The 16707-nt window shown below is 43.5% G+C and carries 13 protein-coding genes; 5 read left to right on the top strand and 8 right to left on the bottom strand.

Features of this window, described 5'->3' with window-relative positions; translation table 11 throughout:
* Positions 1-27: 27 nt before the first annotated feature.
* Positions 28-1452, bottom strand: coding sequence for a type I restriction enzyme endonuclease domain-containing protein (locus HEQ19_28150; GenBank protein ID WYM02774.1), 1425 nt, complete (start codon positions 1450-1452; stop codon positions 28-30).
* A gap of 204 nt (positions 1453-1656) precedes the next feature.
* On the bottom strand, positions 1657-2190 hold the full coding sequence (locus HEQ19_28145; protein ID WZI67044.1) for a type I restriction-modification system subunit M N-terminal domain-containing protein: 534 nt from the start codon (positions 2188-2190) through the stop codon (positions 1657-1659).
* Positions 2191-2288: 98 nt separating this feature from the next.
* Between HEQ19_28145 and HEQ19_28140 the strand changes: the two genes are divergently transcribed.
* Positions 2289-2456 (top strand): hypothetical protein, encoded by a 168-nt coding sequence (locus tag HEQ19_28140; protein WYM02773.1) that lies wholly within the window; start codon positions 2289-2291, stop codon positions 2454-2456.
* Between the two features lie 273 nt (positions 2457-2729).
* Here the strand turns inward: HEQ19_28140 and HEQ19_28135 are convergent, their stop codons facing one another.
* On the bottom strand, positions 2730-3611 hold the full coding sequence (locus tag HEQ19_28135; protein ID WYM02772.1) for a 4-hydroxybenzoate solanesyltransferase: 882 nt from the start codon (positions 3609-3611) through the stop codon (positions 2730-2732).
* 276 nt (positions 3612-3887) lie between these two features.
* Here HEQ19_28135 and HEQ19_28130 point away from each other — a divergent pair, with 276 nt between their 5' ends.
* Entirely contained in the window at positions 3888-5540 is a 1653-nt protein-coding gene (locus tag HEQ19_28130; protein WYM02771.1) for a Ppx/GppA phosphatase family protein, read from the top strand.
* A gap of 763 nt (positions 5541-6303) precedes the next feature.
* Positions 6304-7299 (top strand): DMT family transporter, encoded by a 996-nt coding sequence (locus HEQ19_28125; GenBank protein WYM02770.1) that lies wholly within the window; start codon positions 6304-6306, stop codon positions 7297-7299.
* On the opposite strand, the gene HEQ19_28120 is transcribed toward HEQ19_28125, so the two are convergent.
* The gene (locus tag HEQ19_28120; protein ID WYM02769.1) at positions 7289-8503 is read right to left on the bottom strand and encodes a transposase; all 1215 of its coding nucleotides are present in this window, start codon (positions 8501-8503) and stop codon (positions 7289-7291) included. The genes HEQ19_28125 and HEQ19_28120 overlap by 11 nt on opposite strands.
* A 434-nt stretch (positions 8504-8937) precedes the next feature.
* On the opposite strand from HEQ19_28120, the gene HEQ19_28115 reads away from it, so the two are divergent.
* Complete coding sequence (locus HEQ19_28115; GenBank protein WYM02768.1) at positions 8938-10095, top strand: peptidoglycan-binding protein; 1158 nt, start codon at positions 8938-8940, stop codon at positions 10093-10095.
* 39 nt (positions 10096-10134) lie between these two features.
* Here HEQ19_28115 and HEQ19_28110 read toward each other — a convergent pair whose 3' ends face one another.
* Positions 10135-10590 (bottom strand): DUF2141 domain-containing protein, encoded by a 456-nt coding sequence (locus HEQ19_28110; GenBank protein ID WYM02767.1) that lies wholly within the window; start codon positions 10588-10590, stop codon positions 10135-10137.
* A gap of 208 nt (positions 10591-10798) precedes the next feature.
* Here HEQ19_28110 and HEQ19_28105 point away from each other — a divergent pair, with 208 nt between their 5' ends.
* A complete protein-coding gene (locus HEQ19_28105) occupies positions 10799-11800 on the top strand; it encodes a glycosyltransferase (GenBank protein WYM02766.1) in 1002 nt (333 codons plus the stop codon).
* Positions 11801-11894: 94 nt separating this feature from the next.
* Here HEQ19_28105 and msrA read toward each other — a convergent pair whose 3' ends face one another.
* The 3 genes from msrA to HEQ19_28090 all read right to left on the bottom strand — a co-directional run bounded on the left by msrA (position 11895) and on the right by HEQ19_28090 (position 16626).
* Entirely contained in the window at positions 11895-12563 is a 669-nt protein-coding gene (msrA, locus tag HEQ19_28100) for a peptide-methionine (S)-S-oxide reductase MsrA (protein WYM02765.1), read from the bottom strand.
* A gap of 345 nt (positions 12564-12908) precedes the next feature.
* Positions 12909-13790: a cyanoexosortase A gene (gene crtA / locus HEQ19_28095; GenBank protein ID WYM02764.1), complete on the bottom strand. Its 882-nt coding sequence runs from the start codon at positions 13788-13790 to the stop codon at positions 12909-12911.
* Positions 13791-14448: 658 nt separating this feature from the next.
* Positions 14449-16626 carry a recombinase family protein gene (locus HEQ19_28090; protein ID WYM02763.1) on the bottom strand — a complete coding sequence of 726 codons (2178 nt, stop codon included), beginning with the start codon at positions 16624-16626 and terminating at the stop codon, positions 14449-14451.
* Positions 16627-16707 lie beyond the last annotated feature (81 nt).

Here is a 16707-nt window from a genome sequence, read left to right as displayed (position 1 = left end):
CAAAAATACGGGAGAAATATAAATTTTTCATGAAGTTGCCAATATTTGACTCCGTGGATTCCCAGCATCATAGATACTTCCTCGTCCAGAGTAATTCTCATAAACATGCTGGTAAACTTCCTGACACTTCTGCTCATACAGTTCAGCAGAATAACTCTGAGGTAATCTATCCAAATTATCCTTAATCGCCACTTCTACCGATGCTCTGGTTTGCTGTCTCTTCTTCCAATCCAAAACTAACTTCTCTTGTTTGAGAGTTTTCAGTAATTCTTTTGCAACTTGTTTAACTTCCTGTTCCTCTTGCTTACTCAGTTGAATTTGTGGTTTAGTCAGTAAATCAAAAATTGCTAGTTCTTCTTCAGTGAGATTTTTGGCGATCGCTCTTTTATCTTCAACACCCAATTCTTGAGCAAAGTTAATCAAATCCTGGAAGAACATCTGCACGTTGCGGGAGTCAGCATTGTACTCTGCTATCATCTGCTGGAATTTCTCCAGGTAGTCGATGCGTGTTTTATTTAACGTCACCATCTGCTGGAGTTTTTGGTTGATGGTTGTTTTCAGCTTTTCTGTCTCTGTTCTCTGGTAGTCAGTAGTAGCAAACTTATTTTTTAACGCTTCAAAGTCGATTTGACTTAAGTCAATGAGTTGAGAGTGGGATTGTGCGATCGCAAATTCCCCAGCGGTGATGGACAGATCTAACAGTTCTTCCACTTGTTCCATCACTTCGGACACATCAACTTCTGGTATTTCTGCGAGAATTTTGTCTTTGATTCTCTGCAAGTGAGTATTGATAGCGGTAAACTCATTAGCAACAGCATCTGGGAGGATAGCTTTGTAAAGTTTGTTAACGTTACCTGCTAGGGAGAGATAAGTTTTTTTGGCATCATCATTAATAATGATGGATTCTACCGCATCTGCCAAAAACTTGTTGCGTGCAAAACCTTGTGCTGAATCCAGAACAGCAAAATCAATGCCTTTTTGGGTACAGAATGTTGTAATTTCTGATATTGCTGCTCTCAATTGTGCCACTAAAGCAGTTTTCGCTTTAACTGGAGTATCTCCTTCTCGAACACCACCACCAGATGCGGAACCATAAATAGCTAGTGCTTTCTGTAAATCGCGGAACACACCAATATAATCAACAATTAAGCCATTGACTTTACCAGGAAAGACACGATTTGCTCTGGCGATGGTTTGCATCAGGGTATGATTTTTCATCGGTTTATCCAGGTAAATGGTGGAACAACTGGGGACATCAAATCCAGTCATCCACATGGCGCAAACAAATATAATGCGTAGGGGATGAGATGCATCTTTGAATTTTTCATCCAGTGGCGGAGATTCATTCACTAACCTTTGACGGTGAGGAGTGATATTTAATTGTTTTTGCTCAAATGCTTCTACTTCATTTTGAGATTGAGATATGACTACTGCCATATCTGTTTCTGCCATATATTTAATAGTGGCTGATAATTTTGGTTCTTGCGTACTTAGCGTGCTTAATTATCAATTAAAGTCTATAAATTTGCTTTAAAAGTAAGGCTTACAGGCGTTCATAATTTAATTTCTAGCAATATGATATAAAATACAGAAAATAATGGCTATTATCTTAGCTCTGCAAGGGTTTCAATCTGATTATTTAATAAATTCAGCACGCTAAGTACGGAAGAGCCAGAATTCTCCCCCCTTCTGTCCCTCAGTCATCGCAAATTTACCCAGGAAGTATTCATAAATCTTCCCGAAAGCATCCCCTGATAAATCTGTGCCTAATTCGACTTTGTTAAAATTTTTCAGCAAGTCAAATAACAGGTCATTTTCCAGGCGATTGTAAGTTTTGGGCAGAATATCCTTTAATTCTTCATTCTCCGCTTCAATGGCACGCATGGCATCATTGATTGCCTTGCCAATATCTGCTCCTCCTGGTAAGTTAAGCAGTGTGGAGAATCTAGCAGCATCAGGTAGGTACATGACACCCTTTGCTTGGTAGTCTGTTTTGGTAATTCCACGTCTTCTACTACCTGTATTTTTCAGTTCCTCCTCAGCATGGGTAAATTTCCAGTCAGCGTAGCGCAGGAAAATTAACCCCAATACAGGGATGGAATACTCACTGGATTTGAGCTTGGAGTTAGCGCGTAACTCATCCGCTGCTTCCCATAGGCGTTTCTCTAAATCAGTAGTGTTAGCAGCCATAGTCAGACATGAGATTACCAAATCTACTGATTATAGGACAATACGGTTGAGTTAACGCTGATTGTCGCGACGGTCTTTAAAATTAAGGGACAGCCGAAATGGCTTTTGTAGTTGCCGAAATAGCAATTGTAGTCTCAGAAATGGCTATTGTAGTCTCAGAAATGGCTATTGTAGTCTCAGAAATGGCTATTGTAGTATCAAAAGCCATTTTCGAGACAGCCGAAATAGAAATTGCTGAACTATCCCACGGATTTATCCGCGCCTAGTCCCGCGATTTCAAACTATTTGTTTAGCCGCATAAATTTTTAGATACCCCGAAATCCACACGATATGATACCAGCTTCCGGGGCACGGCATTGCCGTGCCCCTACGCGCAATCTACATGTATCAGCGTTTTGTTGGTATTGTATAAGACTTTTAAAACACGCCCTAGCCCGCATAATATAGAATTTAGGGGCTACCCTGGCGCGGTTAATTTGGTGTAGGGGCGCAAGGCCTTGCGCCCCTACTGCGTAGGTTTCAACTGGAGTTTGGGAGGGTTAAAAAAACCCAGCAATCATCCCCGCGAGTAAGATAAAACCAATCCAGACATTTTGCCGGAACATTTGGCCGTAAGCTGGGTTAGGTAGGTCTTTTTGTGTTAAGCGGACAGACTGCCAAATCCAGCCGATGGTGCCAATTGCTAGGCTAATCCAAAAAGCAATGTGAAGGTGGATGGAAGCCCCAAGCCAAGCGAGTAAAATTATTGTGCCAGCAAAGAAAATGCCAATAGCGGCTGGGGCATAATTACCAAAGAATAGGGCGCTCGATTTAACCCCAATGCGCTGATCATCTTGGCGATCGCTCATGGCGTAAACTGTATCAAATCCCAATGTCCATAATACAGTGGCTCCCCAGAGTATCCAAGTTGGTTGAGATATGGTTTGAGTAACTGCACTCCAGCTAATTAATACGGCAAAACCCCAAGCAATAGAAAGCACTAGTTGGGGTACGGGAAACACTCGTTTTGCACCTGGATATAGCAAAATAATTGGTACCGCTGCCACAGATAACCAGAAGCTTAAGGTGTTAAGATAAAAGGCGAGGACTGCTGCACATGCTAAGGCAACTATCCCGACAACAACACCCACTTTCATTGACAGTGTACGGGCAGCAAGGGGGCGATCGCGTGTTCTTTCCACTTGTGGATCAATATCGCGATCCCATAAATCATTAACAATACACCCGGCCGCACTTGTGGCGAGGGTTCCCAAGATAATTACGCCAATCAGGGGTAAAGGCGGTTTACCAGCAGCGGCTAAAAATATAGCCCAAAGGGCAGGTATCATCAAGATTAGCCTTCCTTCTGGTTTATGCCACCTTAACAACTTGATAATAACAAGCCACACGGGTTCTTGGTTTTGTTCTGGCGTCCTTAGCATAGAAATCAAGAAATTTGTTGAACTAGATGTATTAACACATCTTTACATCTACCTATAGAATATCCTTATTTGCTATTTGTAAAATCACAACTTATAAATGACTATTTAGATACATCCAAATAGTTATGATGTTGTCTGCAGCAGGGTGAAGATTCTTGACTCAGCCAGAGTCATCAGACACTGAACCTGAGATTAAATTGGTTTCGCATAATACTAGTGCGGTTGACGCCGACAGACCAGCTTTTACCATCCTTGTTGAAACAGAGAGAATACTAGATGCTGAATTTAGTTTCAGCTAGCTGGGAGAGTGTGCCGACTCTTACAGTTAAGCCACACCGGATTATTGCTGCGATTGACCTAGGAACAAATTCTCTGCATATGGTAGTTGTGCGGATTGAACCGACACTACCATCGTTTAGCATGATTGCCAGAGAAAAAGAAACTGTCAGACTAGGCGATCGCGATATATCTACAGGATACCTGAAACCTGAGATTATGGACAAGGCGATCGCCGCCCTGGGACGCTTCCAAAAAGTAGCCAAAACTTTCAACGCTGAAACCATCGTTGCTGTGGCGACTAGCGCTGTGCGCGAAGCCCCGAATGGGAAAGATTTTTTACATCGGGTATCAGTCGAGTTGGGTTTAAGTGTTGACTTGATTTCTGGTCAAGAAGAAGCCCGGCGGATTTACCTAGGTGTGCTGTCGGGGATGGAATTTCACAACCAGCCCCATATGATCATCGATATTGGTGGTGGTTCTACGGAAATAATTTTGGGGGATAGTCACGAACCGCGCACTCTGACTAGTACCAAAGTTGGTGCGGTGCGACTCACCAGCGAATTAATTACCACTGACCCCATCAGCAATACTGAGTTTCAGTACCTCCAAGCCTATACACGGGGTATGTTGGAACGTTCCGCACAAGAGGTACTAGCCAGCCTCCAGTTTGGTGAATCTCCCCGGTTGGTTGGGACTTCTGGCACCATTGAAACCCTGGCGCTGATGAATGCAAGGGAAAAGTTGGGTTTTGTCCCTTCTACACTCAATGGCTACGAGTTGAGTCTCAAAGATGTGCGCGATTGGGTCAGTCGGTTACGGCGACTAAGTAACGTTGAAAGGGCGACAATTCCCGGAATGCCGGACAAGCGGTCTGAAGTTATACTTGCTGGCGCAGTAATATTACAGGAAGCAATGACCCTTTTGGGTGTTGACTCCCTCATTACCTGTGGGCGTTCCCTGCGGGAAGGTGTAATTGTAGACTGGATGTTAGCCCACGGTCTAATTGAAGATAGATTGCGGTTTCAAAGTTCAATTCGCGAGCGCAGTGTGCTAAAACAGGCGAATAAATACCAAATTAACTTAGAACATAGCGATCGCATCGCAGCATTTGCCGTAAGTTTATTTGACCAAACTCAAGGCATACTACACTACTGGGGCGAAGAAGAGCGGCAATTACTGTGGGCAGCTGCAATATTACATAATTGCGGTTATTATGTCAGCCATTCGGCACACCATAAGCACTCTTATTATTTAATTCGTAATGGTGAATTACTCGGTTATACCGAAAACGAGATGGAAATCATTGCCAATTTAGCGCGTTATCATCGCAAATCGCCGCCGAAGAAAAAACACGAAAATTACCGGAATCTGCTCACAAAACAGCATCGCCAAATAGTCAGCCAATTAAGTACTCTCTTAAGATTAGCAGTAGCGCTGGATCGACGGCACATTGGCGCAATAGAACGAGTGCAGTGTCAATATTTTCCCCATAACCAGGAATTTAAACTGCAAATTGTGCCATCTCATCCTGATGATGACTGCGCCTTAGAACTCTGGAGTTTAGATTACAAAAAAGGAGCATTTGAAGCGGAGTTTGGGTTAAAATTAGTGGCAAATTTAGAAGCTCCTGGACTTGCCATTATCTCTTAGGATGTCGGGTGTAAAATCAGGTTTTTTGGCGTCGTTGCAATATCTTCTGGGGCGCAAGGCCTTGCGCCCCGACAATCGTCCTCACATGGGCGATAAAATGGGTGTTATCTGCTATTCGCGACTCGGTATCCTACAAGGGAAGGAGGGTAGGGATGCCAGGCCTTGCGTCCCGGATGCTATCACAAAACTACATAATTATGTAAAATTAGCTTAACCCGGCAGAAGCCCCACACCATACCCGAAGTTGGTGTGGGATGAATGACGGGATAAAAACGAGACGCCCTCTAATCTGTTTTACCTGCGGTAAAAAACAATTAGAGGGCAGTTGAGTTTTTATCAATATCTTGAGATAGGTAATCACTTTTTGCTAGAATATATCAGTGACGACAAAGCCTAAAATGCTGGTCTAACATAGTACCTTCTCCCAAAGGGAGAGGCTGCGCCAAGAAAACTGAAAATATGGGGTTTTATAGGGAAATGCAACCGTGTATGCGTTGCTGCCTCCTGTAAGTAAAATTTTCAAGGAAACTAGGTTGGACTTGGAATTTTTTTTAAGACCAAGAGTGGGGCAGGGCACGTACCTCACTATAAAATGCTGTAGTGGGAAAAATGGAGTACCACGTTCGCGTAGCGTCCCGCAGGGAAAGAAGTTCCTGATATCCTTAACAGGACTCGGAAGCCTACACCACATTGCTTGCAATTGGTGTAGGAGTGTCACGTAACGCAATTTTTACATTTGTTCAACAAAGGCATCAGCAAACCCATGCAACTGAAACTCAGTGCATCAAGACTACCCTTCGCCCCCCTACTACTCATCGCTCCCTTTTTCCTCTGGGGTACGGCGATGGTGGCGATGAAAGGAGTGATTCCCCACACCACGCCCCTATTCATGGCGGGAGTGCGGTTATTACCAGCTGGGGTATTAATTCTGATTGCAGCAGCATTGATGGGTAGACCGCAACCCCAAGGTTGGGCTGCATGGTTGTGGATTGCCTTATTTGGTATAGTTGATGGCACCCTATTTCAAGGCTTTTTGGCAGAAGGATTAGTCAGAACTAAGGCGGGTTTGGGGTCTGTGATGATTGACTCTCAACCCTTAGCTGTCGCCTTACTATCTTTATGGCTATTCCAAGAACATATTGGTTTATGGGGATGGTTAGGACTAGGATTGGGAGTCTCTGGTATTAGTTTAATTGGCTTACCAGATGAGTGGATTTTCCATGTTCTCGGTTTCGGTGCAAATATTACAATTGGTAACTGGCAACAGCTGTTTGTTTCCGGCGAGTGGTTAATGTTATTAGCAGCGTTGTCAATGGCAGTGGGTACCGTTTTAATCCGGTATGTCTGTAAATATGCCGATCCAGTGACCGCAACGGGATGGCACATGATTTTGGGTGGCTTGCCGTTGTGGGGATTGTCATCAGTGGTAGAATCCCAGCAATGGCAGAATCTAGCAGGAACTGAGTGGCTGGCTTTGGGATATGCCACAGTATTTGGTAGTGCGATCGCCTATGGATTATTTTTCTACTTTGCTTCTAGCGGTAGTCTCACTAGTCTCAGTTCTCTCACCTTCCTCACACCCATCTTTGCCCTACTATTTGGCTATTTCTTCCTCTTTGAAGTCCTCAGTCCATTGCAGTGGGTAGGAGTCTGTTTGACTTTAATCAGTATCTATCTCATCAACCAGCGCGATAAATTGTCAGGAGAAATTGACACTCCCCGTCCTAAAGGAGCGGGGATTCTTGGATCTAAGACATAACTTGCTCATGCAGGTTTTCACCAACAAGAGTAGAGGTTTCATCTCCCCAAGCGTTGCTTGCATCTAGTGCAAAGGTTCCGGTATGCCCTACCGTACCCAACCCTCGACTCAGGATAATTCTAGCTGCGTTCTCATCTCTATCCATCACACAACCACATTTACAAAGATGGGTGCGAGTAGATAGTGTCTTTTTGACAATTTCACCACAGCTAGAGCATTCTTGGCTACTATATTGCGGGTTAACCGCAACCGTGACACGCTTAAATACTTTCGCGAAGTATTCCAGCCAAATACGGAACTGATACCAAGATGCGTCATTGATGGACTTGGCTAGACAATGATTTTTCACCATGTTTTTAATTTTCAAATTTAGCCTTCGGCAACGGCTTCGCCGAACATAGGCGATCAAGTCGTTAGACTGAACTACGCACCGTGCTAATTTCACAGCATGGTCTTTACGTTGCCTACTTATTTTGAGGTGGCGATTGCCTAAAATCTGCCTAGCTTTACCCCGATTTCTTGAACCTTTTACTTTTCTAGAAACACGACGCCCGGACCGTTTGAGAACTTTTTCACCTTTACGCAAAAATTTAGGGTTCTCAACGAAGAGCCCGTTAGAGTCGGTGTAATACTCTTTTAACCCAACATCTAAGCCCAGCGTTTTACCAGTTGCTTCTATGTTTTCAGAACGGTTTACGTCAACGCAAAATTGAACATATACACCATCTGCGCGTTTTACCAGTCTCACCCGTTTAATCTGGTTGATTTGGTAGAAGTGCAAGTCACGAGTACCTTTGAGTTTTAGCTTTCCAATACCTTTTTTATCAGTGAAAGTTATTGATTTGCGATTATCCGCAAGCTTCCATCCAGTCGATTTGTACTCAACCGAGCGACAATCTTTCTGGAATTGGGGAAAACCTTTCTTGCCAGAGATACCCTTTTTGCAGTTTTCATAAAACCTGGAGATAGATGACCACGCCCGTTCAGCACTAGCTTGTCTAGCCATTGAATTGAGTTCATTTGCAAATGGGAAATTAGCTGCAAGCACAGCACAATATTTCTGCAAGTCATTTTTACTTATGCTTTTAACATCCATCCATAGCCGAATACAGCTATTACGAATGAATTTAGCAGTACGGATTGCATCATCTATTGCCGCTAATTGCGGTGACTTCCCATAAGCTTTGAATTCAAAAACTAGCATCGCTTTACCTCCTGCCTTATACTACCATGCTTGGTATAAGACTAATCAAATTCAATAAAAAGCCGTCGTAGAACGACGGTGGCTCTAGACCCAATTTTTCGGTAACAAGGTCGCCGTGAGTGCAAACACTACGACTCAACAGCAACCAGTTTTAGAATCTTCTCCCACGCAACAACTGAAGCCCCTACCCATACAGGTGAGGGAATCGGAAACTGAAATTTTGCGATAACCTGTTGCGGACATGGGGCGGATGAGGGGAAATAATCATTTTTCTAGCCCAATCCCCAGCGATGCACTGAGCTTGTCGAAGTGTCCCCAATCCCCAATCCCTGTGACGCCAAATTTTTTGTCAAGATAAATATGAACATTTGGGCAGCTTAAAGTTATCGTGGTATCGATGAATTCAAAAGTACGTTCTGGCTGAAACTTGAAATATGAGGCTATGCCCTTCCTCAATCCTAATATTCACCTGTTTTTCTGGTCTGGGTGTTTACCAAATTCCCGCTAGCGCAGCTACAGCACACCTAACCCCGGAAATCTTCAGAATTGCCCAAGCGACTCCCACACCAGCTACCAAACCGTCTGTTCTCAAACTTGGTAGTACAGGGTCGGATGTGGAAACTTTGCAAACCCAATTAAAAGAATTGGGATACTACAATGGCGAGGTTGATGGACAATATAGAGCAAATACAAAAATTGCTGTATCTGAATTTCAGAAAGCACAGGGTTTACTAGCAGACGGTATTGCAGGTAGGACAACTCAGGAAAGTCTGCAAGCAGCAATGACCGCCAAAACTTCCGTACCCCCTACTACCCCCTCTCCCGCACCGAGTGTTCAGCCTAACTCAACCGCGTCTGGTTTCATTTGGTGGTTACTCTTGGGTCTAGGAGTTCTCGGAACTGTTGGCGCATTTTTGTACGTGATCAGAAGGTTTGGTGGGGTCGAACAAGTACAATATACCAAAATCGCCAATATTGAAACTGAGATCAAAGTGCAAAACGACCAAGTTATGTTGTCATCAACAGACTTGGACAGCACGCCCAATCAACAGGATAATATGCCATCGGTGGCTAGTCCCCAACCCGTGACCGCAAAAATTTCGCCAAAATTATTACCAACAGAAAAAACTTCCCGTCTTACCAAAGTCAATATTGTTGACGAATTGATTATAGACTTACACAGTCTGGAACCAACCCAGCGGCGCAAGGCGATTTGGGATTTGGGTCAGCAGGGAGATTCACGGGCAATTCAGCCGCTGTTAGACTTGATGATGGACGCAGATTCTCAACAACGCAGCTTAATTTTGGCAGCTTTGGGAGAAATCGGCATCCGCACACTCAAACCGATGAACCGGGCTTTAGCAATCTCCTTGCAAGATGAAAGTCCACAAGTGCGGCAAAATGCTATCCGTGATCTGACCCGAATTTATGATATGATGACTCAAATTAGCCATCTATTGCGTCATGCCCTCGAAGACCCAGATCCTGAAGTTCAGTCAACAGCAAGATATGCTCTGGCTCAGATAAATCGGATTCGGACAGTGCCAGAACCAGAAAATTTATCCCCTGATTCGCACAAGCAAGCACCATAAGGGTTTTTCATTTCTGATTCAGCAACGCCAAAATAAGATTTATAAATATTTGAGATGAATTTTGATATTCGTGTTAGGTCCTGCGACTAAAAAAGCTGCTTCACCAAATTTGGGGGGACTGGTGCTAACTTCTGGGTTTCTGGAAAAACCAAAGCCTTCAGTGGGCATACCAAGGTCATTACGATTGAGGATGAGGTCTTTATTCTCATCATGCATGACCGCAACGGCGTAATTAGTTGCTGTCAAGTTTTCAAATTTCAGCTTTACAGTATTATCAGTAATCTTGGTACACTGCCTTTGAACGACGCGATCGCGTTTGTTAGGAAAACCTTGACTATTGGCAAAGATGCTAGCACACACTTGCCCTTGTTTATTTTTCAAGCCATCAATTTCGACACTGAGGGTGCCTTTAAATCCAGCCCTAGCACTAAATGACCATCCGAGATTTCCCAAAACTGCTAGCAGCAGCATACTGACTCTCAATTTTTTATTCATCGTTGACGCTTGCGCTTTGATTGTGGACTGTGACGTATTGCTAAACTTCGCTGATTATACAGCCAGTTAAGAGTTCATAATCCATGCCCCATTCCCCATGCCCCATCTAAATAAGCTAACCTACAGATTAATAATATCTGCTGAGTCAATGTAGGCGTGTAGCATCCTACACAACTACAACTTGTTAACGCATTGAGGAGTGATGTGGATGAGGAAACTTTATTTTTTACTCCCTGGGACAGATGGCAAATTTGCCTGCGGTGGTCTATGGGCAGAGTTGAAAACCCTGAAACTTGCCCAGGAAATCTGTAACGCTGATATCGTCACCTATCGTCAACGGGAACAAGACAAGCTATTTCTAGATGATTTGCTCAAACAGCCCAATTTAGATGATGTGATTTTCGTCATCAGTTGGGGCTTTGATATCGCGCAACTTGCTGCTAAACTCAAACAATATAATGTGGTTTACCATGCCCATAGTGCAGGTTACAAATTCAAACTGCCTGCGAGTATTCCCATCATCACCGTGAGCCGCAACACAATGGGATATTGGGGACAACATTCACCTAATTCCCTCATCTATTATTTGCCTAATCAAATTTCCGATGAGTTCCACAATTTACATCTTGAGCGAGACATAGATGTTTTAGTTCAGGCGCGAAAATCTTCTGAATATTTAATTCAAGATTTAATTCCCGCCTTACAACAGCAGTGCAAAGTCTTAGTTGTGAATTCCTATGTAGAAGATTTGCCAGGATTATTCAATCGAGCTAAAGTTTATCTGTATGACTCCGCTGAATACTGGGCACAGCAAAGTGTTAGTGAAGGATTTGGCCTGCAACCAATGGAAGCCCTAGCCTCTGGCTGTCAAGTCTTCTCCAGCCTCAACGGCGGCTTATCCGATTACTTAGATCCTGGATTTAATTGTTATAAAATTGCTGGCTATTCCCAAGAGTATGATATCCAACGTATCTTAAAGGTACTGGAATCTGGACTCACGCCTACTTTGCCAGAAGAGTTTTTTGCAGAGTATCGATACGCAAATATTATTCAGCGTTTACAAGTGATATTGAATGAATTAAACGAATTTTTTGACCACAAAATTCATCACCCATCCAATATTAAGAACTTGACTAAAATTCGGGCTGCAAAATTACTCACCCAGAGCATCTACACTAAGTTGAGGAAGAAATATTTGCAGCGGTTGTGAGGACAAGGTAATTAGGTCTGCACAAATCAACGTAGGGGCGCAAAGCCTTGCGCCCCTACTGGTGGTGGTCATTACTCAGCCGAAGCATCAAGCACTAGCCACTGACTTGTGATTGAACAATTCCCACAGGACAAGCAACATTTGTCCCACCTAAGCCACAATAGCCATTGGGGTTTTTAGCCAGGTACTGTTGATGGTAGCCTTCTGCATAGTAGAACTCAGGCGCATCGAGGATTTCTGTGGTAATCTTGCCATAACCTGCTTGGTTCAGGGCTTGCTGATAAGCTTCCTGCAATGCTTCGGCTAGCTGTTTCTGAGTTTCAGAATACACGTAAATACCCGAACGGTACTGAGTGCCACTGTCATTACCTTGACGCATACCTTGGGTGGGGTTGTGGCTTTCCCAAAAGACTTTGAGTAGTTGGGAGTAACTAATTACTGTTGGGTCAAACACCACCAAAACTACTTCATTATGTCCAGTCAAACCGCTACATACCTCTTCATAGGTGGGGTTGGGCGTTAAACCTGCAGCGTAACCTACGGCAGTGGTGTAAACTCCGTTAAGTTGCCAGAATTTACGTTCTGCACCCCAAAAACAGCCCAAGCCAAAGATTGCCTTTTCTAATCCACCGGGGTAAGGTGGTTTGAGCGGATTACCGTTGACATAGTGAGCATCGGGTACCTGTAAAGCCTGGGACCTTCCTGGTAAAGCTTGCTCAGGAGTAGGCATAGCTAACTTCTTACCGAATCCAAATATTCCCATTTTCTTTGACTCTGATGTCTCATAAATATCTTTACTTTACTTAATATTTTAACGATTTTGCGATCGCTTGGGTTTAGTCCACAGTCCAGAGTCAAGAGTCAAGAGTCAAAATATTAACCAACCCTTGAGTCTTGACCCTCCGAATTTTAGATTTTGGATACTTCTCTACGTTCGCGTAGCGTGTCGTAGACAGAGGCTACGCCAACGACTTCCCTGCGGGACGCTGCGCGAACGCTCAGTACAAGTTTTCGATTTTAGATTTTTTGGGGTACGAGCAAGACCCCATGTGTCTGTAAAAATCTAAAACACGCTCCTACTGCCCAATGCCCGATCTCCACAAATAGCCTAGTGCGTAATTCCTGATGACTTTTGAGTCTTCTGAATTTGTCGCTCTTCTTGTTTCAGTAATAACATGTAGAATAGCCCAAAAATCAGGATGCCTGCTATACCAAAAGAATAAGAAGCATTTCCCCCATGCCAGCTATGAAAAGCCTCTTTGTTTGTGCCTTCAAATATTGCCAGCAGAGCAATCCGAATGGCATTGAGTACAAATCCCAAGAGAGTGGCAAATATCAGCACAAAGAAGTTCTTTTTGCGGGCGATGGGGAACATGGACAGAGCAATTACTGCTATACCCAAGATATAATTGATGGTATCAACGCCAGAGCAGCTATAAACAACCTTGACGCTCCCTTGTCCTACAGACAGATAGATGCCTTGTAATTTCACATCAAAGCCTGAATACCATAAAAGAAAACCAGCCATTTTGGCACTCCAGGGGGAAAGATCAAAGATAGAATGTTCATACAATAGTTCACTAACTAAACTTGGTATCCCCAGGACAAACAGAATCATTAGTTCCCCCAAATATTGCTTTAATCCCTTAAAGCCAGAAGCCAGCAAGGCTACACCCAGGGCAGATGTGAAAGGGAACAGACGCATGGTATATTCTACATTCAGCGTCGAACTCTCCCAGAGTACCCATCCAATTAGAAGCAAGCCTACTACACTGGAGAATACATCACTCTCGAAGCGCAATTGATCGCGTTTATCCCACAATAGGGAACCTGTAGCAAATAAAAATAGAAAACTCATTCCCAAATGGCCGACATCGTGGGCCCGCCAAACCAAGGTCAGAGTAATTGCCTGTAGCCCAGCAGCAATACTCAACAGCCATAATGGTTCAATTTTGAGGAATTTGACTGAGGTTAAATTAGTTATGCTCATTGCAATAGTGGGTTTGGTAACGCCAAAAAAGTTGGAGTTAAATAGGTTTTTGTATGAAAAATTGCTTCAAAAATTGCTCACTTACTTTTAGGTTGTGCCATGTAGCACATATAACACTTCACGAGTATGTGCCGTGGATTAAACCAATGAACCCAAGTTTTGTGAGTTTTTATTGAAGTAAGTGTTATCCCTAGGTAATTAATGTAATAAAAATTTTGTGTAAAAAGACTAGTGTTATGTAAAGTTTTTGTAAAAACGAAGCTGGCATTGGCAAATTTTCTGTAAAGTTACTGTTTAGCAACAGGATTTACCAAAAAAACTGAGTCTAAAGCCCCGTCCTTCTAGGACGGCTTTTTGGTAAAATAGTGGCAACAGGCAGGGCATTGTCTGTCGGGCTAGGTGATGTAAGACGGGCTATGCCTGCTATTGCTGTTTGAATCCAGAATCCCTGAACTTTCAGATCAGGGAGTATGTCAAGGAGATGGGACTTTAGTAGGGTGCGAAATATGCGAAAAATCTGAAATTTGACGCACCCTACACAATAGATCTGATTTAACTGGATGCGTTACCTGGCAAGTTTCGCATCCATTTTGACGAATTATCAGACATATTCTAGATTTCACTTATGACAAGTATTTATCCGAACATGATCCTAACTTTAGGTATCTACAGGCTCAGAAACCACAGACACACAGGCATGAACTAAGGGTAACAGAGGTCCTAATTGTTCTTGCCCATTTACAGCCAAATCGCTGTGACACAAATAAACTCTCTCGGATACACGAGACAGCAAATCTGTCAAAATTCTTCTGAGTCGTTGTTCTTGAGCTAATTTGTCATCTTCTGCGGTCCAAGGTGCGCCTAACCTTTCTTTCAGAAATAATGGCGCACCGAACAAAGTCGCCGCACCACCTTTAGCCCAGAGGGGTGAACCAGCATCTAGCCAAAAATGCCAATGGTGAAATCGTCTACTAGAACGGTATTGGAAGATGTTTGCTAAGGTGACAGCCTGGGAAGCTGTGCCCATAGGACGCATGGGGTAGGCGTTGGCGGTGATGGTACCACGTCGTAGTAGTTGAATGAATTCGGCAATAATAGTCGGGAGTGGGGAGTGAGGAGATAATTTTGAATTACTTTGTTGCAGTCTAGCATTAATTTCCCAGTAGTGTTGGGCGGTTTCGAGTAATTCCCGCAGGACTGCTAATTGGTCGTAGGGTGGATTGCTATCCTTACACAGAAAGTCTTGAATTGCTAGATATAATAAAGAGATGGGATTGGGAAGGAGACGCTCTTGAGCTTGCGATCGCTGTTTCTCTATCCACTTTAATATCTGACCATAGGCGGTGGTGCTGGCATAGCCGATTCTATCCCAGCGCTCGAAGGCTGTGACGGGTAGCAATTTAGGGTGATCGGGATGTGGTACAAAGCAGTAGTCTGCAATCAAACCAGCGCGTACCGGGTCAATCTCACTGCTGAGTTGTGAAGGGTTATCTACTGTTTTTTGTCGTCTACTCAAGATTACCAACATCTCTGCTACGGCATCGCGATCTACGAGGCGTCCCAAACCGGGATAAACTAGAGCAAGCATGGTGAGCAATGCGCGAACTGCAGGTGAGCTAATTAAGGGGCGTTGGTCGTTAAGTGGTTCAACCTGGATGTTTTGCTTATTGAGTATTTCTATCAGGGTATAACGGGCGATCGCATCTAAACCTGGTGCTATAATTACCACTTGTTCTGGTTCCACTTGCCCAGATTTAATTGCATCGGCAATCACCTCTGCGGTTTGCCGTAACAATTGGGCGCGGGAGGTAGTTTCAATTGATTGTACAGTTTCTGGTAAACTTAATGTTATCATCGGTTCTGTGACTAGTTCTACCATTGGTCTAGCTAGCTTATTTGCTAGAGACTCTGAAAATGGTGCATCCAAGGTTTCTACTCGACACCTTACAGCTAAACCTTCTAAATAGTTGGGGTCTGCTCCCAAACCTAATCTGACAGCACCATCAGGATTGTAACTAAACGCCCCGACAGCACCTCGATCTAACAAGAATTCAAATAGGTGCCGTGCGATGGCAGGGTAATCATCTACATCATCCGCTAGTACTGCCTGATAGCGTTTAGCCAAATGCTGTTGATAATTTTTATTAGTTAACAAGTGCTGACTATAGAGTTCCGTAATAATTCCATAAGTCAGCAATCCCTTTTCTAAACACCAGTTGCGCCAATCTAGTAACAAAGATGCGAGGAATTCTGACTCTAAATTTATACCATTGTCCTCTAAGCCACTTGACAAAATTTGAGCCATTTGATAGGACGGGGTACCACTATAAGCTGCTAATTGCAATAAATCCAAAATGCGCCGCACCAACCGATACTCATTCACTCCCGCAAGACGCAAAATTTCTGCGTCTAACTGGGAACGCCAAAGTTTTGTCGCTAATTCCTGCTCAGTTTCTGGGCGTAATCTTACCGGAAATTGCGCTTTGATCTGCAACGACTCAATTAACAATGGCCAAAATAAAATAACTTCATCCTGAAAAAAACCTAGTGGTGTTTTGGCGCGAATCGGATATTTACCCAGAGTGGCTGTCACAATTTTATCGCCCAACTCCCGGCGATTATCATCATTAGCAGCTAGGAGTAAAACCCCTGGTTCTGTTAGGCGAAGATATAAAGGCTTGGGTATGATATTGCCTATTTCTTCTCCTGTTTTTTTGGTATAAAATAATTCAGGATTTTGATTTCCTCTTTGTACCCAATGACAAAGCTGCTCCACCAAGTGAGTAGTTTTACCACTGCGACTAGGACCAACAATCCAAACAGAATGAGAAACCACAAACTGTCTCCTTAGTAGATTTAGTATACCTTGTGCGTTAACTTAAGGTTAAGAATCACCAAATAATGCTGGATGATTACC

The organism is Gloeotrichia echinulata CP02 (genome assembly GCA_038087035.1).
Taxonomy (GTDB): Bacteria; Cyanobacteriota; Cyanobacteriia; order Cyanobacteriales; family Nostocaceae; genus Gloeotrichia; species Gloeotrichia echinulata.
Note: the sequence above shows the minus strand (reverse complement) of the source record. Positions and strands in the feature narration are given on the sequence as shown.